The sequence below is a fragment of the Streptomyces sp. NBC_00285 genome (assembly GCF_036174265.1).
In the GTDB taxonomy this organism is placed as follows: domain Bacteria; phylum Actinomycetota; class Actinomycetes; order Streptomycetales; family Streptomycetaceae; genus Streptomyces.
Genome location: NZ_CP108055.1, coordinates 7,824,300 through 7,849,925 on the forward strand (window position 1 = coordinate 7,824,300; position 25,626 = coordinate 7,849,925).

Sequence of the window (25,626 nt, forward strand, 5' to 3'; positions counted from 1 at the left end):
TTGCTCGCGTCCACTGTGTTGGTTCTGAAACCACGAACAGCCCCACATCCCTGTGGTTTACGAGGGGGTGTGGTGTGGCATGGTTCGACAGTTTCATAGTGTTTCGGTGGTCATAGCGTGAGGGAAACGCCCGGTTACATTCCGAACCCGGAAGCTAAGCCTTACAGCGCCGATGGTACTGCAGGGGGGACCCTGTGGGAGAGTAGGACACCGCCGAACAATTATTCAAAGGGTTGGATCCTGAACTTCGGTTCGGGGTCCAACCCTTTTTCTTTGTGCGTCACTTGATGTTCACGTCGCGCAACCACCATCCGATGCATGGGTACTGCTGCAATGCTCAGGGCCGCCGGCGTCGGAGTCGGTGACGAGGTCGTCGTACCGGCCTTCGGGAACGTCGAGGTCGCCGAGGCGGTGACACTCGCTGGTGCGCTTCCGGTCTTCGCGGACATACATCCGGTGACCTACTGCCTCGATGCGTCCGCTGTCGAAGCCGCCATAACTCCCCGGACCTCGGCCGTTGTCGTCGTACACCGCTTCGGGCGGCCGGCCGACATGGCTCGGCTCCTCGACGTCGGGCAACGGCACGGGCTGTTGGTGCTGCAGGAAGGTGAGTCCGAGGCGCCGTACGACGAGATCGCTCAACGTCGTGAGCGGGCCTGCTATCTCGACGGGAAGCTGCGCGGAGTCCGCACGCCCGATGGCGGGGACGGGCACACCTACCAGCAGTACGTCGTGCGGGTTCCGGGCAACGGCCGTCCGGACCGGGACGCGTTCGCCCGAGCCCTGCGGAGCAAGGGGGTCGACTGTCGGGTGCCGGTGAAGACGCCCGTGCACCGGCTGCCCGAGTTCCGGCGCTGTGCGGCGCTGCCCGAGACCGAACGCGCTGCCGACGAGACACTCGCCCTGCCGGTCGACGCGTCGCTGACCAAGCGGGACATGCAGCGAGTCGTGGCCGCGTGCAATGCCCTCGGGGGACTGCTTCAGCCTGCCCTCTGAGGGAGTTGGGAGCACGGGTCTCCCCGGGGTATGATCTATTCCGTTGCCGCGAGGGAGACCTCGAAAGCAACAGGCCCCCATAGCTCAGTCGGTAGAGCGTCTCCATGGTAAGGAGAAGGTCAACGGTTCGATTCCGTTTGGGGGCTCCATTGAAAAGGCCCCGCCCATTTGGGCGGGGCCTTTTTCGTGTCCTCCGTCAGTCGTTGTGCGGGGCCAGAACGCGCATCGCCAGGATCGCCATGTCGTCGGAGGGGGCGTCCGAGGCGAAGCGCTCGACCGCGCGCATGACGCGCGCCGCGACCGCGCCGGCCGTCAGGCCCGTGCAGGTGGTCAGGACGTCGGCGAGGCCGTCGTCGCCCAGCATGCGGGTGCCCTCGCGGCGTTCCGTGACGCCGTCCGTGACGCAGAGGAGGACGTCGCCCGGGTCGAGGGTGACCGTCTGCTCGTAGAGCTCCAGGTCCTCCATGACACCGAGGAGCGGCTGGGGTTCGGCAGCCGGTTCGACGGTGCCGTCCTGGCGCAGGCGGAGCGGGAGCGGGTGGCCGGCGCAGACGACCTTCAGGCGGGCGCTGCCGTCCTCCTGAGGCCACATCTCGCCGTAGAGGAGGGTCAGGAAGCGGCTGCGGGCGCCCTCGTCGAGGATCGCGGAGTTCAGGCGCTCCAGGACCGCCGGGCCGCTCAGGCCCTCGCGAGCCAGCAGCCGCAGGGCGTGCCGGGCCAGACCTGTGACAGCCGCCGCGTTCGGACCTGTGCCGCAGACGTCACCGATGGCGAAGCCGTAGGCGCCGTCGCTGATGGGGAAGACGTCGTAGAAGTCGCCCCCGACCTCGTTGCCCTCGCCGGCCGCACGGTAGATGACCTCGACCTCGACGCCGTCGATCTCGGGGAGTTCGGGCGGCAGGAGGCTGCGCTGGAGAGCCTGGCTGATCGCTGTGCGCTCGGAGTAAAGGCGGGCGTTGTCGAGGGCGAGGGCGGCCCTGCGGCTCAGGTCCTCGGCCAGTTCGAGGATCTCCTGGCGGAAGTGCTCGTCCGTGGGCTTGCCGAGGGTCAGCATGCCGATGACGCGGTTGCGGGCGACCAGGGGGAGGACGACGGTCTCACCGCCCACAGCGGAGGCCGTGGCGAGCGTGGGGCCGATCCCGGAGGCCAGCTGGTAGGTGGGGCCGCCGGTGAGGCCGAGGCTGCGCATGGAGCTGCGCAGGGCCGCCTGGTGGGCCGCTTCGCCGGGGGCCGACCAGACGCGGGCGCCGGGGGTGGGGACCGGGTCCGGGGGCTGGACCTTCGAGAGCAACGACTTGATGCCGTCGATGAGTTCCTCGTCCTCGTGCAGGACGTACGACAGATAGGGATCCGAGGCCTGGTCGGCGATCGTGTAGACGGCACACCAGGTGGCCAGGGTCGGGACGGTCATCTGGGCCATCAGGGCCAGAGTCTGGTCGCGGTCCAGGGTGCCGGCGAGGAGGTCGGAGGCCTCGACGAGGAAGCTCAGGGAACCGCGGCGCAGACGCTCCAGCTCGCCGAGACGGGCCGACTCGACCGCCAACGCGATGCGATCGGCGGCGAATTGGAGACGGAGAGCCTCTTCGTTCGAGTATCTGCCGGGTCCCTCCGCGGCCACGCCGAGGGACCCGGTGAGACGGCCCTCCACCTTGAGGGGGACCGTCACGACCGAACGCATTCCCGTGCCCCTCAGCAGGGGAACGGCGCCCGGGACCGCCGAAAGGTCGTCGTGGACCGCGGGCATGCGGGCGGAACCGTAGCGGCCGGGGCCCGCTTCGACGGGTACGCGCGCGAAGCGCTGGCGGGCAGACGGCAGGCCGGTGGAGGCGCGGACCTCCAACTCGGTCTCGTCGTCGGTCGCGAGGAGCAGGAAGGCGGAGTCGCCGTCGAGCATGTCGCGGGCACGTTCGACCGTGCGCTGGAGGAGACCGTCGAGGTCGTCCGGGGCCGGGGAGCCGATGAACACCTCGAACGGGTCGGCGCTCTGGCCGTCGGAGGAGGTGTTCGTGTCGGAGGCGGGGCCTCGCAACGGGGTCTGGAGTACGGCGCGTTCGTGCTCGCGGACCAGGAGGCAGACCGTGGAGGGCTCGCCGCCGGTGTCGCGGACGCGCAGGTGGGAGGCGTACACGGAGGTGACGCGGCCGTTGGCGGCCCTTATGCCGTAGCTGCCCTCCCAGCGGGAGAGCTGAAGTGCCTCGGCGATGCCGGTGCTGGTACCGGGGGTGTGCGGCCAGGCCGCGAGGTCGGTCAGGGGCTTTCCGATCACCTGTTCGGCGGAGTAGCCGAAGAGTTCCTCGGCGTCCTCGTTCCACGAAATGATGGCGCACGTACGGTCGATCTGGATGACGGCGACGCGGACGCGGCCGTCGGCCAGCGGAAGGAGGTCCGCGGGCAGGGACGGGCCCGCCGTACGGGTGCCCACCGTGCGTTCGGGGAGGTCGAGTTGGAACCAGACCCGCTTGTTGGCGGGGGTGTACTCGACGCCCCAGCGGCTGGCCAGCGCGGCACACAGCTGGAGGCCACGGCCGCCCTCGCGGTCCAGGTTGCCCATGTTGACGGCCTGGCCCTGGAGGGGGATCTCGCGCTCGGGGTAGCGGTCGCCCACCTCGATCCGCACACCGTCGTCACTTCGCAGACACAGAACATCCGCGGAGGTGCCCGCGTGGACCACGGCGTTGGTGACCAGTTCGCTGGTGAGGACCACCGCGTCGTCGACGATGTCGGCGAAGCCCCAGCCCTGGAGGGTGTCGCGGACGAAGGAGCGGGCAGTCGCCACCGATCGTCCGACGGGCTCGAAGCTGGCTGCCGCGCGCGCGGTGATCACAGAACTCCTTGACCGGTTGTCGACGTGCAGGGCTGCCTGGCCGACCGGCTCGTGCCGCTGTTGCGGCAGAATGCCCGTCGGCCGGGGTTCCGGGTTCTGTCCCCCGGGGATCAGTCCGGTGGTCATGTGTGCGGCCGCCCTCCGATGCCCGCTCGTGCTCGTGCCACCGCCCAGGCCGGACGGACCGGCTCGGCTGGACAGCCGCATGCAAGGTTACTTACCTTCGCCGTCCGTGCGGATGCCGGTCTGCAGTGTTTCCGTCCGGAGGGTGTGCGGACGATGTGCGAAGCTGCCGAACTGTTATGGCCTGGTTCAACCAGGGTGAAACACTGGGCAAGCTCCTGAAGAAGGTTCGGGCAGGCCGAGTGGCTTACACGTACGGCGGGCAGCAGCCCGTGGTGCGGCTTTGTGTGTCCGGTTGACATGACGCTGTAGTAAGCAGAGCACGCGGCAGTAAACGGTATGCCGCCCAGTACCACCCGAGCACAGCAGTAACGGTCGATCCCTGCGGGAGGGACACAGTGGAGTCTGGCGCAGCGACGCGGGGCACAAAGACGCGCGCGAAGGGCGGACAGTCCCCGAGCGGCCAACGCAAACCACGGGGCGGGACCACCGCGGTGGACGCGGCCGCCCTGGACAGACTGCTGTCGGCGCTGGCGTCCATGCGTGACGGGAACTTCCGCAAGCGGCTCACGGTGTCCGGCGACGGCGTGATGTCGGAGATCGCGGCGGTCTTCAACGAGGTGGCCGACCGCAACCTGCATCTGACGGGTGAGCTGTCGCGGGTGCGGCGCATGGTGGGACGTGAGGGCAAGCTCACGGAAAGGCTGGAAACAGGCGCCTGTGAGGGCTCCTGGGCTTCCGCCATCGACGCCTCCAACGCGCTCGTGGACGATCTCGTACGGCCTGTCTCCGAGGTCGGCCGGGTGCTCTCCGCGGTGGCGGAGGGTGATCTGTCGCCCCGTATGGAGCTCAGGACTCAGGCGCCGGACGGGACGGGGCACCCGCTGCGCGGGGAGTTCCTGAAGGTCGGGCGGACCGTCAACAACCTTGTCGATCAGCTGTCCACGTTCACCGACGAGGTCACGCGTGTGGCCAGCGAGGTCGGTACCGAGGGCAAGCTGGGCGGACAGGCACGCGTGCGTGGCATGTCGGGTTCCTGGAAGGACCTGACGGAGTCCGTCAACACGATGGCGTACCGGCTGACGGCCCAGGTGCGGGACATCGCGCTGGTGACCACGGCGGTCGCCAAGGGGGACCTGTCGCGGAAGGTCACGGTTCACGTGGCCGGCGAGATGCTGGAGCTGAAGAACACCGTCAACACGATGGTGGACCAGTTGTCGTCCTTCTCCTCCGAGGTGACCCGGGTCGCGCGCGAGGTGGGCGTCGAGGGTGAGCTCGGCGGCCAGGCGCAGGTGCCCGGCGTGGCCGGAGTGTGGAAGGACCTCACCGATTCGGTGAACCTCATGGCCGGCAATCTGACGGCTCAGGTGCGCGGGATCGCACAGGTGACGACTGCGGTCGCCAATGGTGACCTGTCGCAGAAGGTGACGGTCTCGGCGCGCGGTGAGGTCGCGCAGCTCGCCGACACGATCAACCAGATGACCGAGACGCTGCGGATCTTCGCGGACGAGGTCACACGCGTGGCCAACGAGGTCGGCGCCGAGGGACAGCTCGGCGGGCAGGCGAACGTGCCGGGTGCGGCGGGGACGTGGAAGGACCTCACCGATTCGGTGAACACGGTCTTCCGGAACCTCACCACACAGGTGCGGGACATCGCCGCGGTGACGACGGCCGTGGCCAACGGTGACCTGTCGCAGAAGGTCACCGTCGACGTGGCCGGCGAGATGCTGGAGCTGAAGAACACCGTCAACGGGATGGTGGACCAGCTGTCGGCCTTTGGTGCCGAGGTCACGCGGGTGGCGCGTGAGGTCGGTGTCGAGGGTGAGCTGGGCGGTCAGGCGCAGGTGCCTGGTGCCGCCGGTACCTGGAAGGACCTCACCGACTCCGTCAACACGGCGTTCCGCAACCTCACCGGACAGGTGAGGAACATCGCCCAGGTGACGACGGCGGTGGCCAACGGTGACCTGTCCCAGAAGGTCACCGTGGATGTCTCGGGCGAGATGCTCCAGCTGAAGAACACCGTGAACACGATGGTGGACCAGCTGTCCGCGTTCGGCGCCGAGGTCACGCGGGTGGCCCGGGACGTGGGCACAGAGGGCCGACTGGGCGGTCAGGCCCGTGTGGACGGCGTCTCCGGCACGTGGAAGGAGCTCACCGACTCCGTCAACTTCATGGCGGGCAACCTCACCTCGCAGGTGCGGCAGATCGCCCAGGTAACGACGGCGGTGGCGCGGGGTGACCTGTCGCAGAAGATCGACGTGGACGCGCGCGGGGAGATCCTGGAGCTGAAGAACACCCTCAACACGATGGTGGACCAGCTCTCCGCGTTCGCCGACCAGGTGACGCGGGTGGCCCGCGAGGTGGGTACGGAGGGCAGGCTGGGCGGCCAGGCCCAGGTGCCCGGGGTCGCCGGTGTGTGGCGCGACCTGACCGACTCCGTGAACGGAATGGCAGGAAACCTTACTGCCCAGGTCCGCAACATCGCCCAGGTCGCGACGGCGGTGGCGCGGGGTGACCTGTCGCAGAAGATCGACGTGGACGCGCGCGGGGAGATCCTGGAGCTGAAGAACACCCTCAACACGATGGTGGACCAGCTGTCGAGCTTCGCCGACCAGGTGACGCGGGTGGCGCGCGAGGTGGGAACGGAGGGCATCCTCGGCGGTCAGGCCGAGGTGCAGGGTGTCTCCGGCACCTGGAAGGACCTCACGCAGTCCGTGAACTTCATGGCGAACAACCTGACCATCCAGGTGCGCAACATCGCCGAGGTCACGACCGCGGTCGCCAAGGGGGACCTGTCCAAGAAGATCACCGTCGACGCGAAGGGCGAGATCCTCGAACTCGTCAGCACCGTCAACACGATGGTGGACCAGCTGTCCTCCTTCGCGGAGCAGGTGACGCGGGTGGCGCGCGAGGTGGGAACGGAGGGCATCCTCGGCGGTCAGGCCCACGCGTCGGGCGTCACGGGCATTTGGAAGGACCTCACCGACAACGTCAACCTGATGGCCAACAACCTGACCGTGCAGGTGCGCAACATCTCCCAGGTCGCGTCGGCGGTCGCCAACGGTGACCTGACGCGGACGGTGACGATCGAGGCCCGCGGGGAGGTGGCGCAGCTCGCGGACACCTTCAACACCATGGTGAAGACGCTGAGTTCGTTCGCCGACCAGGTCACCAAGGTGGCCCGTGAGGTGGGCACGGACGGCATCCTGGGCGGCCAGGCGCGGGTGCCCGGTGTGGCCGGCACCTGGAAGGACCTCACCGAGTCGGTGAACCAGATGGCGTCCAACCTGACCGGTCAGGTGCGGAACATCGCCATGGTGACCACGGCCATCGCCAAGGGTGACCTGACGAAGAAGATCGACATCGACGCCCGCGGTGAGATCCTCGAACTCAAGACCACCATCAACACGATGGTCGACCAGCTGTCCTCGTTCGCCGAGGAGGTCACCCGGGTCGCCCGCGAGGTGGGCACCGAGGGGCAGCTCGGCGGCCAGGCACGCGTGCGTGATGTCGACGGCACCTGGCGCGACCTCACCGAGTCCGTGAACGAGATGGCGGGAAACCTCACCCGGCAGGTGCGTGCCATCGCCCGCGTGGCGACCGCGGTGACCCGGGGCGACCTGAACCTGAAGATCGACGTGGACGCGTCCGGTGAGATCCAGGAGCTCCAGGACTACATCAACAAGATGATCGCCAACCTGCGTGACACCACGATCGCCAACAAGGAGCAGGACTGGCTCAAGGGCAACCTGGCTCGCATCTCGGCCCTCATGCAGGGTCGCCGGGACCTCGAGGACGTGGCCTCACTGATCATGAGCGAGCTGACGCCGGTGGTGACCGCGCAGCACGGCGCGTTCTTCGTGGCGATGCCGCTCCTCGACGGCAAGGACATGGGCGCCGAGGCCGAGGACCAGTACGAGCTGCGCATGCTCGGGTCGTACGGCTACTCCATGGGCTCCATGCCGACGTCGTTCCGGCCGGGTGAGGCGCTTATCGGGACGGCCGCCGAGGAGAAGCGCACGATCCTGGTGGAGAACGCGCCCAGCGGCTACCTGAAGATCTCCTCCGGTCTCGGAGAGGCGCCGCCCGCGCAGGTGATCGTCCTTCCGGTGCTGTTCGAGGGCAAGGTGCTCGGTGTCATCGAGCTCGCTTCCTTCACACCCTTCACGCACATCCAGAAGGACTTCCTCAACCAGATCGCCGAGATGATCGCGACCAGTGTCAACACCATCTCCGTCAACACCAAGACGGAGGTGCTGCTGAAGCAGTCGCAGGAGCTGACCGAACAGCTGCGGGAGCGGTCCGCCGAGTTGGAGAACCGGCAGAAGGCCCTCCAGGCGTCCAACGCCGAGCTGGAGGAGAAGGCCGAGCTGCTGGCCCAGCAGAACCGGGACATCGAGGTGAAGAACACCGAGATCGAGGAGGCCCGGCAGGTCCTGGAGGAGCGCGCCGAGCAACTCGCCGTATCGATGCGCTACAAGAGCGAGTTCCTCGCCAACATGTCGCACGAACTGCGTACGCCGCTCAACTCGCTGCTGATCCTCGCCAAGCTGCTCGCCGACAACGCGGACTCCAACCTCACCCCGAAGCAGGTCGAGTTCGCCGAGACCATCCACGGGGCCGGCTCCGACCTGCTTCAGCTGATCAACGACATCCTCGACCTGTCGAAGGTCGAGGCGGGCAAGATGGACGTCTCTCCGACGCGCATCGCGCTCGTACAGCTCGTGGACTACGTGGAGGCCACCTTCCGGCCGCTGACCGCGGAGAAGGGGCTCGACCTGTCCGTACGGGTCTCGCCGGAGCTACCCGCCACGCTGCACACCGACGAACAGCGGCTGCTTCAGGTGCTGCGCAACCTACTGTCCAACGCGGTGAAGTTCACCGACTCCGGGGCCGTCGAGCTGGTCATCCGGCCCGCCGCGAGGGATGTGCCGGTGGCCATCAGGGAGCAGCTGCTCGAGGCCGGCTCGCTGCGTGACGCGGACGCCGATCTGATCGCGTTCTCCGTGACCGACACGGGCATCGGGATCGCGGGCAGCAAGATGCGGGTGATCTTCGAGGCCTTCAAGCAGGCCGACGGCACCACCAGTCGCAAGTACGGCGGTACCGGCCTCGGGCTGTCGATCTCCCGGGAGATCGCGCAGTTGCTCGGCGGTGAGATTTACGCGCAGAGCGAGCCGGGACGAGGGTCGACGTTCACGCTGTATTTGCCCCTGCACCCCAGCGAACTGCCGCCGCAGGGCTACCAGCAGGCCATGCCCGCCCTGGAGGCCGGTGACCTGGTGGCGTCCACCTCGGAGAACGGGCGGTCCGAGGTGCACATCGAGACCCCGGCGGAGGTGAGGTCGTACCAGGAGACACAGAACGGTCCCGCCGCGCTCTTCCGGCGCCGGCGCAGGACCGCGCCGGCACTCGAGCAGCAGATCGGGCGGCCTGACCAGTGGTCGGCGGTGGAGCATCAGAGCGCGCCGCAGCCACGCCGGGGCATCCGGTTCGGCGGGGAGAAGGTGCTGATCGTCGACGACGACATCCGCAACGTCTTCGCGCTCACCAGCGTCCTCGAACAGCACGGACTGTCCGTGCTCTACGCGGAGAACGGCCGTGAGGGCATCGAGGTGCTGGAACAGCACGAGGACGTGGCGGTCGTCCTGATGGACATCATGATGCCGGAGATGGACGGGTACGCGACGACCACGGCGATCCGCAGGATGCCGCAGTTCGCCGGGCTTCCGATCATCGCCCTGACCGCCAAGGCCATGAAGGGCGACCGGGAGAAGGCCATCGAGTCGGGCGCCTCCGACTACGTGACCAAGCCGGTCGATCCCGACCACCTTTTGTCGGTGATGGCACAGTGGATGCGGGCGGAGTGACGGGATTCAGCGAAGATCACGCGGAGTTGTTGACTCAGGGTGCCCGACGCCGTGTAGAAGTACGGGATTCGGGGAACCTTCTGGTCTCCCGCTGCGTTTCTGCTACGTGCACAGTGACATCACGGTGACAGGGTGTGGCGACAGACAGGGTGCGGCTACGATGACCGGCACAAGGACGGGCGGCGAGAGGCAGTCGTCCCCAGGGGCGGCACCCGGTGCACATCCGGGGCGAGGAGGGCGGGCCATGGTGCAGAAGGCCAAGATCCTCCTGGTCGATGACCGGCCGGAGAATCTGCTGGCGCTGGAGGCCATCCTCTCCGCGCTCGATCAGACACTGGTGCGGGCATCGTCCGGGGAGGAAGCGCTCAAGGCGCTGCTCACGGACGACTTCGCGGTCATTCTGCTGGACGTCCAGATGCCCGGCATGGACGGTTTCGAGACCGCGGCACACATCAAACGGCGGGAGCGGACCCGGGACATCCCGATCATCTTCCTCACTGCGATCAACCACGGTCCGCATCACACCTTCCGCGGGTACGCGGCGGGCGCGGTGGACTACATCTCCAAGCCGTTCGACCCGTGGGTGCTGCGCGCGAAGGTCTCGGTCTTCGTCGAGCTCTACATGAAGAACTGCCAGCTTCGGGAGCAGGCGGCGCTGCTGCGGCTCCAGTTGGAGGGCGGCGGCAAGGCGGCGATCGGGGACACGAAGGAACCGGCAGGGCTGCTCGCCGAGTTGTCCGCGCGGCTGGCCGCTGTCGAGGAACAGGCGGAGGCACTGTCCAAACAACTGGATGACGACTCCGCGGACGCGGCCGCGGTGGCCACCGCGGCCCATCTCGAACGCAAACTCACGGGACTGCGGCGGGCGCTGGACGCGCTGGAGCCCGGAACCGGAAATTCTCCCGCGATGCCCTCGCAGAACTGACGTGTGGCGTAGGCGTCCTCGCGGGTGAGCCTGCGTCAGCTCGGCACCTCCCCAGGAGCGACACGAACGGGTGAAGCAGTGGGCACACGTGTCCCCGGTCGTCTCCACCGGTAATCTCACACCCATGGCCTCACGTCCCTCCGCAGCCAAGAAGCAGCCCGCGAAGAAGGCTGCCGCCCTCGCGAAGGGTCCGGCGAAGAAGGCCGTCGCGAGGAAAGCACCAGCCAAGAAGGCGCCCGCCCGGAAGGCCGCGGCGAAGAAGGCGGTACCGCCGAAGCCGGCGCCCAGCCCGACCGGTGGCATCCTCCGCCTCATCCGGGCCCTCTGGCTCGGCCTCGCCCATGCCGTGGGCGCGGTGTTCCGCGGGATAGGGCAGGGTGCGAAGAACCTCGATCCCGCGCACCGGAAGGACGGCGTGGCACTTCTGCTGCTCGGCCTCGGCCTGATCGTCGCCGCCGGAACCTGGTCGAACCTCCGGGGCCCGGTCGGCGACCTCGTCGAGATCATCGTGACCGGCGCCTTCGGGCGGCTCGACCTGCTCGTACCGATACTGCTCGCGGTCATCGCCGTCCGGTTCATCCGGCACCCCGAGAAGCCCGAGGCCAACGGCCGGATCGTGATCGGTCTGTCGGCCCTCGTCATCGGCGTGCTCGGCCAGGTCCACATCGCCTGCGGCTCGCCCGCCCGTAGCGACGGCATGCAGGCGATAAGGGATGCCGGCGGCCTCATCGGCTGGGGAGCGGCGACCCCGCTGACGTACACCATGGGCGAGGTCCTCGCCGTACCGCTTCTCGTCCTGCTGACGGTCTTCGGGCTGCTCGTCGTCACGGCCACCCCGGTCAACGCCATCCCGCGGCGGCTGCGGGAGCTCGGCGTGCGGCTCGGGATCGTCCACGACCCGGCCGAGGACGAGTTCACCGGGGACGACGAGCGCTACGACGACCAGTGGCGTGAGGCACTGCCCCCGCGCGGCGCCAGGCGCGGCACCGCCCCCGAGTCGTACGACCCCGACGGCGCGGAGCAGGACGCGCTCTCCCGGCGTCGTGGCCGCCCCAGGCGCTCCGCTGTGCCGCAGCCCGCGATGGACCGGCAGATGGACGCCGTGGACATCGCTGCGGCCGCCGCGGCGGACCTGGACGGCGTCGTCATGCACGGTCTGCCGCCCTCTCCGCTAGTCGCCGACCTCACCCAGGGCGTCAGGGTGGGGGACCGGGTGGAGACGACCCCGGTACCCTCGCCGGTCCCGGCCGCGCGGCCCAAGCAGGAGAAGCTCAAGGTCGAGGTCGCCGATCTCACCAAGCCCGCTCCCGAGGCGCCCAGTGAACTGCCTCCGCGCGCCGAGCAGCTCCAGCTGTCCGGCGACATCACCTACTCGCTGCCCTCGCTCGACCTCCTCGAACGCGGCGGCCCCGGCAAGGCGCGCAGCGCGGCCAACGACGCCGTCGTCGCCTCACTGACGAACGTCTTCACGGAGTTCAAGGTCGACGCCGCGGTCACCGGCTTCACACGCGGGCCGACCGTCACGCGCTACGAGGTCGAGCTCGGCCCCGCCGTGAAGGTCGAGCGGATCACCGCGCTGGCCAAGAACATCGCCTACGCCGTCGCCAGCCCGGATGTACGGATCATCAGCCCGATCCCCGGCAAGTCCGCGGTCGGCATCGAGATCCCGAACACCGACCGCGAGATGGTCAACCTGGGTGACGTGCTTCGGCTCGCGGCGGCCGCCGAGGACGACCACCCCATGCTGGTCGCGCTCGGCAAGGACGTCGAGGGCGGCTATGTGATGGCCAACCTGGCGAAGATGCCCCACGTGCTCGTCGCCGGAGCCACCGGTTCCGGTAAGTCGTCGTGCATTAACTGCTTGATCACTTCCGTCATGGTGCGCGCGACCCCTGAGGACGTGCGCATGGTGCTCGTCGACCCCAAGCGCGTGGAGCTGACCGCCTACGAGGGCATCCCGCACCTGATCACGCCGATCATCACCAACCCGAAGCGGGCCGCGGAGTCGCTCCAGTGGGTCGTACGGGAGATGGATCTGCGCTACGACGACCTGGCGGCGTTCGGGTACCGGCACATCGACGACTTCAACCAGGCCATCCGCGACGGCAAGCTCAAGACGCCGGAGGGCAGCGAGCGGGAGCTCAAGACCTATCCGTATCTGCTGGTGATCGTCGATGAGCTCGCCGACCTGATGATGGTCGCGCCACGGGACGTCGAGGACTCGATCGTGCGCATCACGCAGCTCGCGCGAGCGGCCGGCATCCACCTGGTGCTCGCGACGCAGCGTCCCTCGGTGGACGTCGTCACCGGGCTGATCAAGGCGAACGTGCCCTCGCGGCTCGCCTTCGCCACCTCCTCGCTCGCCGACTCGCGCGTCATCCTCGATCAGCCCGGCGCCGAGAAGCTGATCGGCAAGGGCGACGGGCTCTTCCTGCCGATGGGGGCCAACAAGCCCACCCGTATGCAGGGCGCCTTCGTGACCGAGGACGAGGTCGCGGCGGTCGTCCAGCACTGCAAGGACCAGATGGCGCCGGTCTTCCGGGACGACGTGGTCGTGGGCACCAAGCAGAAGAAGGAGATCGACGAGGAGATCGGCGACGACCTCGACCTGCTGTGCCAGGCGGCCGAACTGGTCGTCTCCACGCAGTTCGGGTCGACCTCCATGCTCCAGCGCAAGCTCCGGGTCGGCTTCGCGAAGGCGGGGCGGCTGATGGACCTGATGGAGTCCCGCGGGATCGTCGGACCGAGCGAGGGGTCCAAGGCTCGTGATGTTCTTGTGAAGGCTGACGAGCTGGACGGAGTGCTCGCGGTGATCCGCGGGGAGGCTTGAGGGGAGCCCGGAGCGGGTGCGGCCACCGATGTTCGATTGTGACTCACCCGTAAGGGATCATTGAGCAACCGTTTCCCTTCGGCGTACGTCAAGTTGAGGGAAGCGGAAAGCCGCTGCCCCGTCATCGGCCTGTCCGGCCATTCCGATGGCGTACAAAGTCCTACCGCCCGCTTGCCCCACCCTTTCGCACCCCCCCTAGACTGAACCTCCAGCACAGGTGGCTTAAACGCTCGAAAGGCGCCCCCGTGTCCATCGGCAACTCCCCTGAAGACGAGCGTCCGTTCGAAGACGACCGACAGGAAGCCCGCCTCTCCGTCGGTCAGGCCCTCAAACAGGCGCGGATCACGGCAGGGCTGACCGTTGACGACGTCAGCAACGCCACCAGGGTCCGTATCGCCATCGTGCATGCCATCGAGGCGGACGACTTCGCCGCCTGTGGCGGCGATGTGTACGCCCGGGGTCACATCAGGACCCTGGCCAAGGCCGTCCGCCTGGATTCGGCCCCCCTCATGGAGCAGTTCTCCGCCGACCACGGCGGAGGCCGTCCCGCCCCGACCCCGGCCGCTCCGCTGTTCGAGGCGGAACGCATCCGTCCCGAGCGGCGCGGACCCAACTGGACCGCGGCCATGGTCGCCGCCATCGTCGCCGTGGTCGGCTTCGTCGGGTTCACCGCCTTCAAGGGCGGGGACGACGGCGGGACGACGCAGGTCGCCGACGGCACCACGCCCGCCGTGACCAAGTCGCCCACGCCCAAGTCCGACAAGACCACCAAGGACCCGAAGCCGACGCCGTCCGACAGTGCCATCGCGGCGGCACCCCAGGACAAGGTCACCGTGCAGATCAGCGCCGCCGACGGAAAGAGCTGGATCCTCGCCAAGGACCACAACGGCCGGACCCTCTTCGACGGGCTGCTCCAGCAGGGCGACACCAAGACCTTCCAGGACAGTGAGAAGGTCAATCTCGTCCTCGGCGACGCCGGGGCGATCCAGCTCTATGTGAACGGCAAGAAGATCGACGACGACTGGCAGCCGGGCGCCGTGGAGCGCCTGACGTACACGAAGGGTGACCCGCAGGTCGGCTAGCGACCTGTTCGGTTTTCGTTCCCGCGGGGTTGGCCACGGTCGGTCAACCCCGTCGACGTGGGGTGTCAGTGGGACGAAGTAGTCTTGAGCCCATGCCTGAACGCCGTACCGTCGCACTCGTCACCCTTGGCTGCGCCCGTAACGAGGTGGACTCGGAGGAGCTCGCAGGCCGTTTGGAGGCGGACGGCTGGGATCTCGTGGAGGACGCCGCGGACGCGGACGTCGCCGTCGTCAACACCTGTGGCTTCGTCGAGGCCGCCAAGAAGGACTCCGTCGACGCCCTCCTGGAGGCGAACGACCTCAAGGGGCACGGCAGAACCCAGGCCGTCGTGGCGGTGGGCTGCATGGCCGAGCGGTACGGCAAGAACCTCGCCGAGGCCCTCCCCGAGGCCGACGGAGTGCTCGGCTTCGACGACTACGCGGACATCTCCGACCGGCTCCAGACGATCCTCAGCGGCGGCGTCCACGCCTCGCACACCCCACGTGACCGCCGCAAGCTGCTGCCGATCAGCCCGGCCCAGCGTCAGGAGTCGGCCGCGACAGTCGCCCTGCCCGGACACGGACCGGCCGCGCAGGAGGCACAGCCTCCCGCCGATCTCCCGGAAGGGCTCGCTCCGGCCTCCGGCCCCCGTGCGCCCCTGCGCCGCCGCCTGGACGGTGCACCGGTCGCCTCGGTGAAGCTCGCCTCCGGCTGCGACCGGCGCTGCTCCTTCTGCGCCATCCCGTCTTTCCGCGGTTCCTTCATCTCGCGCCGGCCGTCGGACGTCCTGAACGAGACGCGCTGGCTGGCCGAGCAGGGAGTCAAGGAGGTCATGCTGGTCTCCGAGAACAACACGTCGTACGGCAAGGACCTCGGTGACATCCGCCTGCTGGAATCCCTGCTGCCCGAGCTCGCCGCGATCGACGGTCTCGAACGGGTGCGCGTCAGCTACCTCCAGCCCGCCGAGATGCGGCCCGGCCTGATCGACGTGCTGACGTCCACGCCTAAGGTGATGCCGTACTTCGACCTGTCCTTCCAGCACTCCGCCCCCGGCGTGCTGCGCGCGATGCGCCGCTTCGGCGACACCGACCGCTTCCTGGAGCTTCTCGACACCGTCCGAGGCAAGGCTCCCGGGGCCGGCGTGCGCTCCAACTTCATCGTGGGCTTCCCCGGCGAGACCGAGGCCGACCTCGCGGAGCTGGAGCGGTTCCTGAACGGCGCGCGCCTGGACGCGATCGGCGTCTTCGGGTACTCCGACGAGGAGGGCACCGAGGCCGCGACGTACGAGAACAAGCTGGACGAGGACGTCGTCGCCGAGCGGCTGGCGCACATCTCCCGGCTCGCCGAGGAGCTCGTCTCGCAGCGCGCCGAGGAGCGCGTCGGTGAGACCGTGCACGTGCTGGTCGAGTCGGTGGACGACGAGGGTGTGTACGGCCGCGGAGCGCACCAGGCGCCGGAGACCGACGGCCAGGTGCTGCTCACGAGCGGCGAAGGTCTGAGCGTCGGCCGTATCGTCGAGGCAAAGGTGGTCGGTACGGAAGGTGTCGACCTGGTGGCCGAGCCGCTCCAGGGCTCGCTCGCGTGGAGTGAGGAGGCGGGCAGATGACCGGACTTCCGGCGTCCGCTGCGGGTGGCCCCTCCGCCGCGAAGGGCGGACCGGCGAGCGGGGTCCCGGGTACCGCGTCCGGCGCGGCGCCGAGCGCTCCTTCGAACCTGGTCTCCGGTACGGCTGCCGAGGCACTGACGAGCGTCGTCCCCGTGGTGAGTGGTGTTACCGGAGTCGCTTCGGACGCCGAGGTCGAATCCGGAGCGAAGCCCGCGCGTGGGAAGAAGATCGCGGCCGCTGCCGTCAACCAGGCCAGTGTCTGGAACATCGCCAACCTGCTGACCATGCTCCGGCTGCTTCTCGTGCCCGGCTTCGTCGCCCTGATGCTGGCCGCCGGCGGGTACGACCCGGCGTGGCGCTCGTTCGCCTGGGCGGCCTTCGCCGTCGCCATGATCACCGACCTGTTCGACGGACACCTGGCTCGCGCCTACGACCTCGTCACCGACTTCGGGAAGATCGCCGACCCCATCGCCGACAAGGCGATCATGGGGGCCGCGCTGATCTGTCTCTCCGGTCTCGGCGACCTGCCGTGGTGGGTGACGATCGTCGTCCTCGGCAGGGAGCTGGGGATCACCCTGCTGCGTTTCCTCGTCATCCGGTACGGCGTGATCCCGGCGAGCCGTGGCGGCAAGCTCAAGACCCTCAGCCAGGGCATCGCCGTAGGGATGTACATCCTGGCCCTGACCGGCTGGCTGGCCACGGCGAGGTTCTGGGTGATGGTGGTGGCGGTCGTCCTGACCGTCGTGACCGGACTCGACTATGTGAGACAGGCCATTGTGCTGCGCAGGCAGGGAATCGCCGAGCGCAAAGCAGCGTTGGAGGAGGCGGAAGCGTGAATTCTCCGGCTGCTCGAGTGGTGCAACTACTCGCGGTGAAGGGCCAGACCCTCGCGGTCGCCGAGTCGCTCACGGGCGGACTGGTTGCGGCGGAAATCACAGCGGCTCCCGGGGCGTCCCAGGCGTTCAGGGGTTCGGTGACCGCCTACGCCACCGAACTGAAGCACGAGGTCCTGGGTGTCGACGCCACCCTGCTGCACGAGCGAGGCGCGGTGGATCCGCAGGTCGCGGCCCAGATGGCGGCCGGCGTACGCAAGGCGCTCGGTGCCGACTGGGGCATCGCGACCACCGGGGTCGCGGGTCCGGAACCGCAGGACGGCAAACCCGTCGGAACGGTTTTCGTGGCCGTGGACGGGCCCTCCGAGAGCGCTTCCGCGGGAACCGGTCGCGGGAAAGTGACCGCGTTGCGGTTGAACGGCGACCGCGCGGAAATTCGTATGGAGAGTGTGCGGAGCGTACTTGCACTGCTTCTGGAAGAGCTTGCGGGCGAACAGTCCGGTAATGAGCGGGCACAGGATACGGAACGGAACGGGGGGTTTTGATGTTTGCAGCCCTGAGTGAACACGACATCGCTCCCCGCACGGCCGCGGCGCAAGGCGGTACGGTGGGGCGTGAAGGATGCGGCTACGCGGTCCGAGGAGGGAGCCACCGATGATTCTGCTCCGTCGCCTGCTGGGTGACGTGCTGCGTCGGCAGCGCCAACGCCAGGGCCGTACTCTGCGCGAAGTCTCCTCCTCCGCCCGAGTCTCACTCGGCTATCTCTCCGAGGTGGAGCGGGGGCAGAAGGAGGCTTCCTCCGAGCTCCTGTCCGCGATCTGCGACGCGCTGGACGTACGGATGTCCGAGCTCATGCGGGAAGTGAGCGACGAGCTCGCCCTCGCTGAGCTGGCCCAGTCCGCTGCGGCCACTCCGAGCGCGCCGGTGTCGGCTCCGGTGCGCCCGATGCTGGGTGCCGTTTCCGTGAAGGGTGTGCCACCGGAACGGGTGACCATCAAGGCGCCCAGCGAAGCGGTGGATGTCGTAGCGGCGTGATGCCGAGTGTGCGCCGCCATGTGGTGACGGCGCGCTGAAAGAAGTGTGCGGGGCCCCGGACGGGCTTCTCCGAGTGATCTGGAGAGGCGCCGATCGGGGTTTTCGTGCATTTTGGAGCAGTGATCGTGCCGCGTGCGTGTGTGCCCTCGGTGCGCCCTGCCGACAAGTGAGACGGCGGTCTAGCGTCCGGGCTGGAGGTGGCTGCATGGCGGGGCCGACAGTGCGCCGGGGGGTGGCTCTGGGGCTCGGGGTGTTTTGGTGGTGGGCCATGGCGCGGCTGCTTCTGGCGCCGGACGCCGGGGTGCTCGAGGGGGCTGTCGCGGCCGGCGGGTGGGGGCTGAGCCTGCTGCCGGTGCACTGCGTGCCGAAGGCGCGGGCCGCGGGAGCCGTTGCCACGGGGCGGTGGCGTCAGGCGTGGTGGGTGGGGAGGAGCGGGGGGAGGAGTGCGGGGGCCGGCCTGTCTGGTGGGGCGGGTCGGTCGGGTGGGGTGGGGTGAATCCGGTGGGGTCGGTCGGACGGAGGGGTTTGAACCGGTCGGCTGGAGGGGGTCGGTCCGGTGCGCTGGGCCGGTTCCCTGAGGAGGGTCGGTTTGGTGGGGTGGGCCGGTCTGGTGGGAGGGTCGGCCGGCTTGGTGGGGCGGGTCGGTCGGAAGGGGGCCTGTCCGGTGGCGCGGGTCGGTCGGCGGGGTGATTTAGGCGAGTGGGTCCGTCCGTCGGACACGGGGATTTGAACCGGTCAGGTGGAGGGGGGCGGTCCGGAGGGGCGGGTCGGTCTGGTGAGGTGGGACGGCCGGTGGGGTGATTGGTGGAGGGGGATCGGCTACCAGGGCATCGCCACCCCGCCGTTCGGGCGGAGGATCTGGCCGGTTGTGAAGGATGAGGCGTCCGAGGCCAGGTAGAGGACGGCGTGGGCGATGTCCTCCGGTTCGCCGACCCGGTTCAGGGGGGACAGGCGGGACATGAGCGCTTCGGTGTGGGCCTGCGTCCGCTCGTCATGGCGGTCGGTCATGGGGGTGCGGATCCAGCCCGGGGCGACAGCGTTGACCCGGATGCCGTAGCGGCCCACTTCGGTGGCCAGGGTCTTCGTCAACTGGACCACCGCTGCCTTGGCCGCGCCGTAACAGAGCAGCCCGGGGCCGCCGGTGTCCACGGCGCCGGAGGCCATCGTGACGATGCTGCCCCTCGTCCCGCGGTCGAGCATCAGGTGCGCCGCCTCCTGGCAGGCGTACAGCACCCCTTTGAAGTTGACGTTCAGGACGCGGTCCAGGTCTTCGTCCCTCGTCTCCAGGACCGGGCTGCTGTGCATGATCCCGGCGACCGCGGCCAGGACGTCCAGGCGCTCGCAGGAGGCGACGGCCCGGCGCAGCTGCTCGCGGTCGGTGACGTCGAGGGGGTGGGTCTGTGCCGTGCCGCCTGCGCCCTTGATCAGGGTCGCCGTCTCGTGCAGGCCCTGTTCGTCGCGGTCCGCGCAGTGCACGGTGGCGCCCGCCTCGGCGAGCAGTACGGCGGACGCGCGGCCGATGCCGCTCGCTGCGCCGGTGACGAACGCGGTGCGTCCGATGAGGTCGTACGCGCTGACGGCCATGGAGCGACGGTACGAGCGTTTCTGACGGGTCGTCAATTAGTCGTACGGCGTGAGGTTCTGGAGCGTGTTCCGCCGGGTGCCCCGCGGTGTGGGTTCGGGGCGGGGCCGGTCTGGCAGTGGGGGCACCAGTACGTGGGGCGTTCGCGGGAGCCGTCGCCCTGGTCGGCGGAGCGGATCGAGGTGTGGCAGCGGAGGCAGGGGCGGGGTGCGCGGCCGTACACGAACAGGTCCTGGCCGCGACGCCCCGTCGTGTTGCGTACCGGGCGGTCGCGGTTGGCCTCCAGGAGCTTCTTGGCGATGGCGGGCAGCTGGGCGGCGCGGTCCGCGGGGAGGGCGCCGATGGGGAGCCAGGGGGTGGCGCCGAGCAGGAAGCAGAGCTCGCTCTTGTAGATGTTGCCGATGCCGGCGAGGTTGCGCTGGTCGAGGAGGGCCTCGCCGAGGGGGCGGGTGGGGTCCTGGAGGAGGTTCACGAGGGCGCGCTCGGGGTCCCAGTCCGGGCCCAGGAGGTCGGGGCCCAGGTGGCCGACCGCCTTGTCCTCGTCGGTGGTGCGGAGGAGTTCGAGGACAGGGAGGCGGTAGCCGACGGCCGTGCGGTCGGTGGTGCCGAGGATCGCGCGGATCTGGTGAGTGGGGCCGCCGGTCCAGCGCCGGCTGTCGGCGTACACCCTCCAGGAGCCGTCCATGCGCAGGTGGGAGTGGAGAGTGAGGCCGCCTTCGATACGGGCGAGGAAGTGTTTGCCGCGTGGTGTGACATCGAGGACTCTGCGGCCCGTGAGGTCGGTTGTGGCGTATTTCGGCACCCTGAGGTCGCTACGGGTCAGCACCTTGCCGGCGAGGGCGTCGTGCAGGCGTCTCGCGGACTGCCAGACCGTGTCTCCTTCGGGCATGGGTCAAGGGTGGCATGGGGGTGCGGGCGGGGGCGTGCGGTGTGTTCGGTCTCGGCCTCGCCATGGTGGGGGGATCTGGTGTCGCGTCATGCGCGTAGTCGAAGGCCGCGGGGGGTGGCGATGAAGCCTGCTGTCTCCAGGAGGGTGCCGATGGGGGAGGTCAGGGCCGAGGTGCCGTTGACGCGTTCCACCGTGACGGTGCCGAGGGAGCCGGCCTTCGCGGCTTTCGCGAGGGCTTCGGCCGCCGTGTGCAGGCGGGGGTCGTCGGTGGGGGTGGTGTCGGGGGTTGAGGGCCAGGCCAGGAGGGTTTTGCCGCCTCGCTCCATGTAGAGCGTGAGCTCGCCGTCGACGAGGACCACCAGGGAGCCTGCCTTACGGCCCGGCTTGTGCCCGGCCTCGGTCGGGGGGTCGGGCCAGGGAAGCGCGGCACCGTAGGCGTTGGCGGGGTCGGCGGCGGCGAGGACGACGGCTCGGGAGGCGTCCGAGGCGTTGTGCCTGCGGCTGCCGAAGCCAGGGCCAGAGCCGGGCGTGGGGTGGGCGTACGGGCTCTGGACGTCGGGCCTGGGGTAGTCGCGCGGCGAGATGTACTCGTCCCGGGAGGCCGGGCTGCTGAAGCCGTTGTTTCCGGAGGCCGCGCTTTGGCCGGTCTCGCGGGTGTTCTGTTCGGTGGAAGGGTCGAAGGGGCCGAAGGCGTCCGTCCAGTCGAAGTCCTCGGCCAAAGTGCCGTTGGCGCCCGCTTGGTTGTCCGGGCTCCAGGCCGCGGCATCCGGGGCACTGCCCGGCACCGGCTCGCCCCTGTCGCGGGCGGTGGACACCGCCCGCAGGCGGTCGACTGCTCCGTCCATCGCGAACTGGGCGGCGCCGAGGCCTTCCACCACATAGCCGCGGCGGGCCTGGCCGTTGTCCTCGAAGGCGGAGAGGATGCGGTACGTCGCCGAGAAGCCGCCCTCGACGCCCTCCGCCGCGACCGCTCCCCGGGTGACCACTCCATGTCGGTCGAGGAGTGTGCGGGCCAAGGCGTGGGCGCGCACGGTCGGGTCGGGTTCGCGTTGGGGGAGCAGGGACCAGCGGCCGGCGACAGTCGGGGGACCGGTGCGCGAGGTGGTGCGGGCCGCGGCGGTGAGGGAGCCGTAGCGGCCGCGCGGGATGGTGCGTTTGGCGCGATGGGCGGTGGAACCGGCGGTGCGGCCGGAGCCCAGCAGGGAGCGCATGGGGCTGAGGGTGTCGTTGGTGAGCCGACCGGACCAGGCCAGGTCCCATACCGCGTCGGCCAGTTGGGGGTCCGTGGCGTCGGGGTGGGTGGTCGCACGGACCTGGTCGGCGATCTGACGGAAGAACAGGCCGTAGCCGCCGGAGAGGGTGTCCAGGACGGACTGGTGCAGTGCCGTCAGCTCCAGGAGGTGAGGCGGAGGCAGCAGAAGAGGGGCCGCGTCCGCCAGGTACAGGGAGACCCAGCCGTCCTTGCCGGGGAGTGCGCCCGCTCCGGCCCACACGAGCTCTCCGGTGGTGGTGAGTTCATCGAGCATGGCCGGGGTGTAGTTCGCGACGCGCGACGGCAGGACGAGCTTCTCCAGAGCGGAGGCGGGCACGGATGCGCTCTGCAACTGCTCGACGGCGCGCACCAGTCCGTCGATGCCGCGCAGGGAGTGGCCCTTGCCGATGTGCTGCCACTGCGGGAGGAACTGGGCCAGCGCTGGTGGCGGCACCGGTTCGAGTTCGTGCCGCAGGGCGGCCAGGGAGCGGCGACGCAGGCGACGGAGCACTGTCGCGTCGCACCACTCCTGGCCGATCCCCGCCGGGTGGAACTCACCCTGTACGACCCGCCCGCTCGCGGCGAGGCGCTGCAACGCGCCCTCGGTGACCGCCGGGCCCAGACCGAAGCGAGTCGCGGCCGACGCGGAGGTGAACGGGCCGTGGGTACGGGCGTGGCGGGCGAGCAGATCGCCGAGAGGATCCTTGACCGGCTCGGTGAAGGCCTCCGGGACACCGACCGGCAGTGCCGTGCCGAGTGCGTCGCGCAGGCGGCCCGCGTCCTCGATCGCCGCCCAGTGGTCGGCGCCGGCGACACGGACCTTGATCGCACGACGGGCTCGGGCGAGGTCCTGCGCCCACTGCGGGTCGGCGCCGCGCTCGGCCAGCTCGGCGTCCGTGACCGGGCCGAGGACGCGGAGGATGTCCGCGACGCCTTCGGCGTCCTTGACGCGGCGGTCCTCGGTGAGCCACTGGAGCTCTCGTTCCAGCTCGGTCAGCACCTCGGCGTCGAGCAGCTCTCGGAGCTCCGCCTGGCCGAGCAGCTCGGCCAGCAGGCGCGAGTCCAGCGAGAGGGCCGCCGCGCGGCGCTCGGCGAGGGGTGAGTCGCCCTCGTAGAGGAACTGGGCGACGTAGCCGAAAAGGAGGGAACGGGCGAAGGGGGAGGGCTCGGGGGTGGTGACCTCGACGAGGCGGACCTTGCGGGCCTCCAGGTCGCCCATCAGCTCGACGAGCCCGGGGACGTCGAAGACGTCCTGGAGGCATTCGCGGACCGCCTCCAGGACGATCGGGAACGAGCCGAACTCGCTCGCCACCTGGAGCAGTTGGGATGCCCGCTGGCGCTGCTGCCACAGGGGGGCGCGCTTGCCCGGGTTGCGACGGGGGAGCAGGAGCGCGCGGGCGGCGCATTCGCGGAAGCGGGAGGCGAACAGGGCCGAGCCGCCGACCTGGTCGGTGACCAGCTGGGCGACCTCGCCCTTGTCGAAGACGACGTCCGCGGCGCCTACGGGGGCCTGGTCGGTGTCGTACTCCGTGCCGGTCCGGGTGGGTTCCCGGTCGAGCAGGTCCAGGCTCATCAGGTCGGCGTCGGGCAGCCGTAGGACGATGCCGTCGTCGGCGTGCATGACCTGGGCGTCCATGCCGTAGCGCTCGGAGAGTTTGGCGCCGAGGGCGAGGGCCCACGGGGCGTGGACCTGGGCGCCGAAAGGGGAGTGGACGACGACTCGCCAGTCGCCGAGTTCGTCACGGAAGCGCTCCACGACGATCGTGCGGTCGTCCGGGATGTGGCCGCAGGCCTCGCGCTGCTCGTCGAGGTAGGACAGGACGTTGTCCGACGCCCATGCGTCCAGGCCCGCGGCGAGGAGGCGCAGGCGGGCGTCCTCCTTGGAGAGCGAGCCGACCTCGCGGAGGAACGCGCCCACCGCGCGGCCCAGTTCAAGGGGGCGGCCCAGCTGGTCGCCCTTCCAGAAGGGGAGCCGGCCGGGGACGCCGGGGGCGGGGGAGACCAGGACGCGGTCGCGGGTGATGTCCTCGATGCGCCAGGAGCTGGTGCCGAGCGTGAAGACGTCCCCCACGCGTGACTCGTAGACCATCTCCTCGTCCAGCTCACCGACCCTTCCGCCGCCCTTCTTCGGGTCGGAACCGGCGAGGAAGACGCCGAAGAGGCCGCGGTCGGGAATGGTGCCGCCGGAGGTGACGGCGAGGCGCTGGGCGCCGGGCCGGCCCGTGATGGTGCCGGCGATGCGGTCCCAGACCACGCGGGGGCGCAGTTCGGCGAAGGCGTCGGAGGGGTAGCGGCCGGCGAGCATGTCGAGGACCGCGGTGAACGCCGACTCGGGAAGGGAGGCGAAGGGGGCCGCTCTCCGGACCGTGGCGAGGAGGTCGTCCAGTTGCCAGGTGTCCATGGCCGTCATCGCGACGAGCTGTTGGGCGAGGACGTCCAGGGGGTTCGCGGGGACCTTGAGGGACTCGATGGAGCCGGTGCGCATGCGTTCCGTGACGACCGCAGCCTGGACCAGGTCGCCTCGGTACTTGGGGAAGACCACGCCGGTGGAGACCGCGCCCACCTGGTGACCCGCGCGGCCCACTCGCTGCAGGCCGGAGGCCACGGAAGGGGGTGACTCGACCTGGATCACGAGGTCTACCGCGCCCATGTCGATACCGAGTTCGAGACTGGAGGTGGCGACCACGGCGGGGAGGCGGCCGGCTTTGAGGTCCTCCTCGACCAGGGCGCGCTGTTCCTTGGAGACCGAGCCGTGGTGGGCCCGGGCGATGACCGGGGGAGCGCCCTGGGCCGCGCCGGAGCCGCCCATGAGTTCGGCCGGGGCGTGGTGTTCGTCCAGGGGCACGCCTGTGGCACGTTCGTAGGCGATCTCGTTGAGGCGGTTGCAGAGGCGTTCCGCGAGGCGGCGGGAGTTCGCGAAGACGATCGTGGAGCGGTGGGACTGGACCAGGTCGGCGATGCGCTCCTCGACGTGGGGCCAGATCGAGGGGCGCTCGGCGCTCTCGGAGCCGTCGGCCACCGGGGAGCCGCCCAGCTCGCCGAGGTCCTCCACCGGGACGACCACCGAGAGGTCGAATTCTTTGCCGGACTTCGGCTGGACGATCTCCGCCTTGCGCTGGGGGGAGAGATAGCGGGCGATCTCGTCGACCGGGCGGACCGTGGCGGAGAGGCCGATGCGGCGGGCGGGCCTCGGCAGGATTTCGTCCAGGCGCTCCAGGGAGAGGGCCAGGTGGGCGCCGCGCTTGGTGCCGGCCACGGCATGCACTTCGTCGAGGATCACTGTCTCGATGCCGGTGAGGGCGTCGCGGGCCGCGGACGTCAGCATCAGGAACAGGGATTCCGGAGTGGTGATCAGGATGTCCGGGGGGCGGGTGGCGAGGGCTCGGCGCTCGGCGGCGGGGGTGTCGCCGGAACGGATGCCCACCTTGATCTCGGGTTCGGGCAGGCCGAGGCGGACGGATTCCTGGCGGATGCCGGTGAGGGGACTGCGCAGGTTTCGCTCCACGTCCACGGCGAGGGCCTTGAGGGGGGAGACGTACAGGACTCGGCAGCGCTTCTTGGGGTCCGCGGGCGGGGGTGTGGAGGCGAGCTGGTCCAGGGCGGCCAGGAACGCGGCCAGGGTCTTGCCGGAGCCGGTGGGGGCCACCACCAGCACGTCCGAGCCCGCTGCGATGGCCTGCCACGCGCCTGCCTGGGCTGTGGTGGGCGCGTCGAACGCCCCCGTGAACCAGTCACGGGTCGCGGGGGAGAAGCCGTTCAGGGCTCGGTGAGCGGGGCTGACCATGCGTCCATCCTGCAC

14 protein-coding genes, 1 tRNA gene and 1 rRNA gene are annotated in these 25,626 nt (G+C 69.6%); 12 read left to right on the forward strand and 4 right to left on the reverse strand.

Annotated elements, in window-relative coordinates:
- Positions 1-102: 102 nt before the first annotated feature.
- From rrf to OHT57_RS36150, 3 genes are all read left to right on the forward strand, one after another.
- Positions 103-219: ribosomal RNA gene (rrf, locus tag OHT57_RS36140) — 5S ribosomal RNA — on the forward strand.
- Between the two features lie 114 nt (positions 220-333).
- On the forward strand, positions 334-996 hold the full coding sequence (locus OHT57_RS36145) for a DegT/DnrJ/EryC1/StrS family aminotransferase (protein WP_328753423.1): 663 nt from the start codon (positions 334-336) through the stop codon (positions 994-996).
- Between the two features lie 73 nt (positions 997-1,069).
- A tRNA-Thr gene (locus OHT57_RS36150) sits at positions 1,070-1,145 on the forward strand.
- Positions 1,146-1,192: 47 nt separating this feature from the next.
- Here OHT57_RS36150 and OHT57_RS36155 read toward each other — a convergent pair.
- A complete protein-coding gene (locus tag OHT57_RS36155; RefSeq protein ID WP_328750965.1) occupies positions 1,193-3,946 on the reverse strand; it encodes a SpoIIE family protein phosphatase in 2,754 nt (917 codons plus the stop codon).
- A 395-nt stretch (positions 3,947-4,341) separates the two neighbouring features.
- Here OHT57_RS36155 and OHT57_RS36160 point away from each other — a divergent pair, with 395 nt between their 5' ends.
- From OHT57_RS36160 to OHT57_RS36200, 9 genes are all read left to right on the forward strand, one after another.
- On the forward strand, positions 4,342-9,813 hold the full coding sequence (locus OHT57_RS36160; RefSeq protein ID WP_328750966.1) for a HAMP domain-containing protein: 5,472 nt from the start codon (positions 4,342-4,344) through the stop codon (positions 9,811-9,813).
- 244 nt (positions 9,814-10,057) lie between these two features.
- The gene (locus tag OHT57_RS36165) at positions 10,058-10,738 is read left to right on the forward strand and encodes a response regulator (protein ID WP_328750967.1); all 681 of its coding nucleotides are present in this window, start codon (positions 10,058-10,060) and stop codon (positions 10,736-10,738) included.
- A gap of 124 nt (positions 10,739-10,862) precedes the next feature.
- On the forward strand, positions 10,863-13,568 hold the full coding sequence (locus OHT57_RS36170; protein ID WP_328750968.1) for a DNA translocase FtsK: 2,706 nt from the start codon (positions 10,863-10,865) through the stop codon (positions 13,566-13,568).
- A gap of 245 nt (positions 13,569-13,813) precedes the next feature.
- Positions 13,814-14,650, forward strand: a complete 837-nt coding sequence (locus OHT57_RS36175) for a helix-turn-helix domain-containing protein (protein WP_328750969.1) — start codon at positions 13,814-13,816, stop codon at positions 14,648-14,650.
- A 92-nt stretch (positions 14,651-14,742) separates the two neighbouring features.
- On the forward strand, positions 14,743-16,236 hold the full coding sequence (rimO, locus tag OHT57_RS36180; protein ID WP_328750970.1) for a 30S ribosomal protein S12 methylthiotransferase RimO: 1,494 nt from the start codon (positions 14,743-14,745) through the stop codon (positions 16,234-16,236).
- On the forward strand, positions 16,233-17,072 hold the full coding sequence (pgsA, locus tag OHT57_RS36185; RefSeq protein WP_328750971.1) for a CDP-diacylglycerol--glycerol-3-phosphate 3-phosphatidyltransferase: 840 nt from the start codon (positions 16,233-16,235) through the stop codon (positions 17,070-17,072). Before rimO ends, pgsA begins: the two co-directional genes overlap by 4 nt.
- Positions 17,069-17,614 (forward strand): CinA family protein, encoded by a 546-nt coding sequence (locus OHT57_RS36190; RefSeq protein WP_328750972.1) that lies wholly within the window; start codon positions 17,069-17,071, stop codon positions 17,612-17,614. Before pgsA ends, OHT57_RS36190 begins: the two co-directional genes overlap by 4 nt.
- A gap of 109 nt (positions 17,615-17,723) precedes the next feature.
- Complete coding sequence (locus OHT57_RS36195; protein ID WP_328750973.1) at positions 17,724-18,104, forward strand: helix-turn-helix domain-containing protein; 381 nt, start codon at positions 17,724-17,726, stop codon at positions 18,102-18,104.
- Between the two features lie 205 nt (positions 18,105-18,309).
- Positions 18,310-18,600, forward strand: a complete 291-nt coding sequence (locus tag OHT57_RS36200; RefSeq protein WP_328750974.1) for a hypothetical protein — start codon at positions 18,310-18,312, stop codon at positions 18,598-18,600.
- A 323-nt stretch (positions 18,601-18,923) separates the two neighbouring features.
- On the opposite strand, the gene OHT57_RS36205 is transcribed toward OHT57_RS36200, so the two are convergent.
- The 3 genes from OHT57_RS36205 to OHT57_RS36215 form a co-directional block, all read right to left on the reverse strand.
- Positions 18,924-19,688 carry an SDR family NAD(P)-dependent oxidoreductase gene (locus tag OHT57_RS36205; RefSeq protein WP_328750975.1) on the reverse strand — a complete coding sequence of 255 codons (765 nt, stop codon included), beginning with the start codon at positions 19,686-19,688 and terminating at the stop codon, positions 18,924-18,926.
- Between the two features lie 32 nt (positions 19,689-19,720).
- Positions 19,721-20,575 carry an Fpg/Nei family DNA glycosylase gene (locus OHT57_RS36210; RefSeq protein ID WP_328750976.1) on the reverse strand — a complete coding sequence of 285 codons (855 nt, stop codon included), beginning with the start codon at positions 20,573-20,575 and terminating at the stop codon, positions 19,721-19,723.
- 86 nt (positions 20,576-20,661) lie between these two features.
- Positions 20,662-25,611 (reverse strand): ATP-dependent helicase, encoded by a 4,950-nt coding sequence (locus OHT57_RS36215; protein WP_328750977.1) that lies wholly within the window; start codon positions 25,609-25,611, stop codon positions 20,662-20,664.
- Positions 25,612-25,626: the final 15 nt, after the last annotated feature.

Bases quoted from the DNA above. Each gene is read 5' to 3' on its own strand.
- OHT57_RS36155 (WP_328750965.1), bottom strand. From the start codon at position 3,946: ATGACCACCGGACTGATCCCCGGGGGACAGAACCCGGAACCCCGGCCG.
- OHT57_RS36170 (WP_328750968.1), top strand. From the start codon at position 10,863: ATGGCCTCACGTCCCTCCGCAGCCAAGAAGCAGCCCGCGAAGAAGGCT.
- OHT57_RS36145 (WP_328753423.1), top strand. From the start codon at position 334: ATGCTCAGGGCCGCCGGCGTCGGAGTCGGTGACGAGGTCGTCGTACCG.
- OHT57_RS36200 (WP_328750974.1), top strand. From the start codon at position 18,310: ATGGCGGGGCCGACAGTGCGCCGGGGGGTGGCTCTGGGGCTCGGGGTG.
- OHT57_RS36195 (WP_328750973.1), top strand. From the start codon at position 17,724: ATGATTCTGCTCCGTCGCCTGCTGGGTGACGTGCTGCGTCGGCAGCGC.
- OHT57_RS36205 (WP_328750975.1), bottom strand. From the start codon at position 19,688: ATGGCCGTCAGCGCGTACGACCTCATCGGACGCACCGCGTTCGTCACC.
- OHT57_RS36210 (WP_328750976.1), bottom strand. From the start codon at position 20,575: ATGCCCGAAGGAGACACGGTCTGGCAGTCCGCGAGACGCCTGCACGAC.
- OHT57_RS36215 (WP_328750977.1), bottom strand. From the start codon at position 25,611: ATGGTCAGCCCCGCTCACCGAGCCCTGAACGGCTTCTCCCCCGCGACC.
- OHT57_RS36165 (WP_328750967.1), top strand. From the start codon at position 10,058: ATGGTGCAGAAGGCCAAGATCCTCCTGGTCGATGACCGGCCGGAGAAT.
- pgsA (WP_328750971.1), top strand. From the start codon at position 16,233: ATGACCGGACTTCCGGCGTCCGCTGCGGGTGGCCCCTCCGCCGCGAAG.
- rimO (WP_328750970.1), top strand. From the start codon at position 14,743: ATGCCTGAACGCCGTACCGTCGCACTCGTCACCCTTGGCTGCGCCCGT.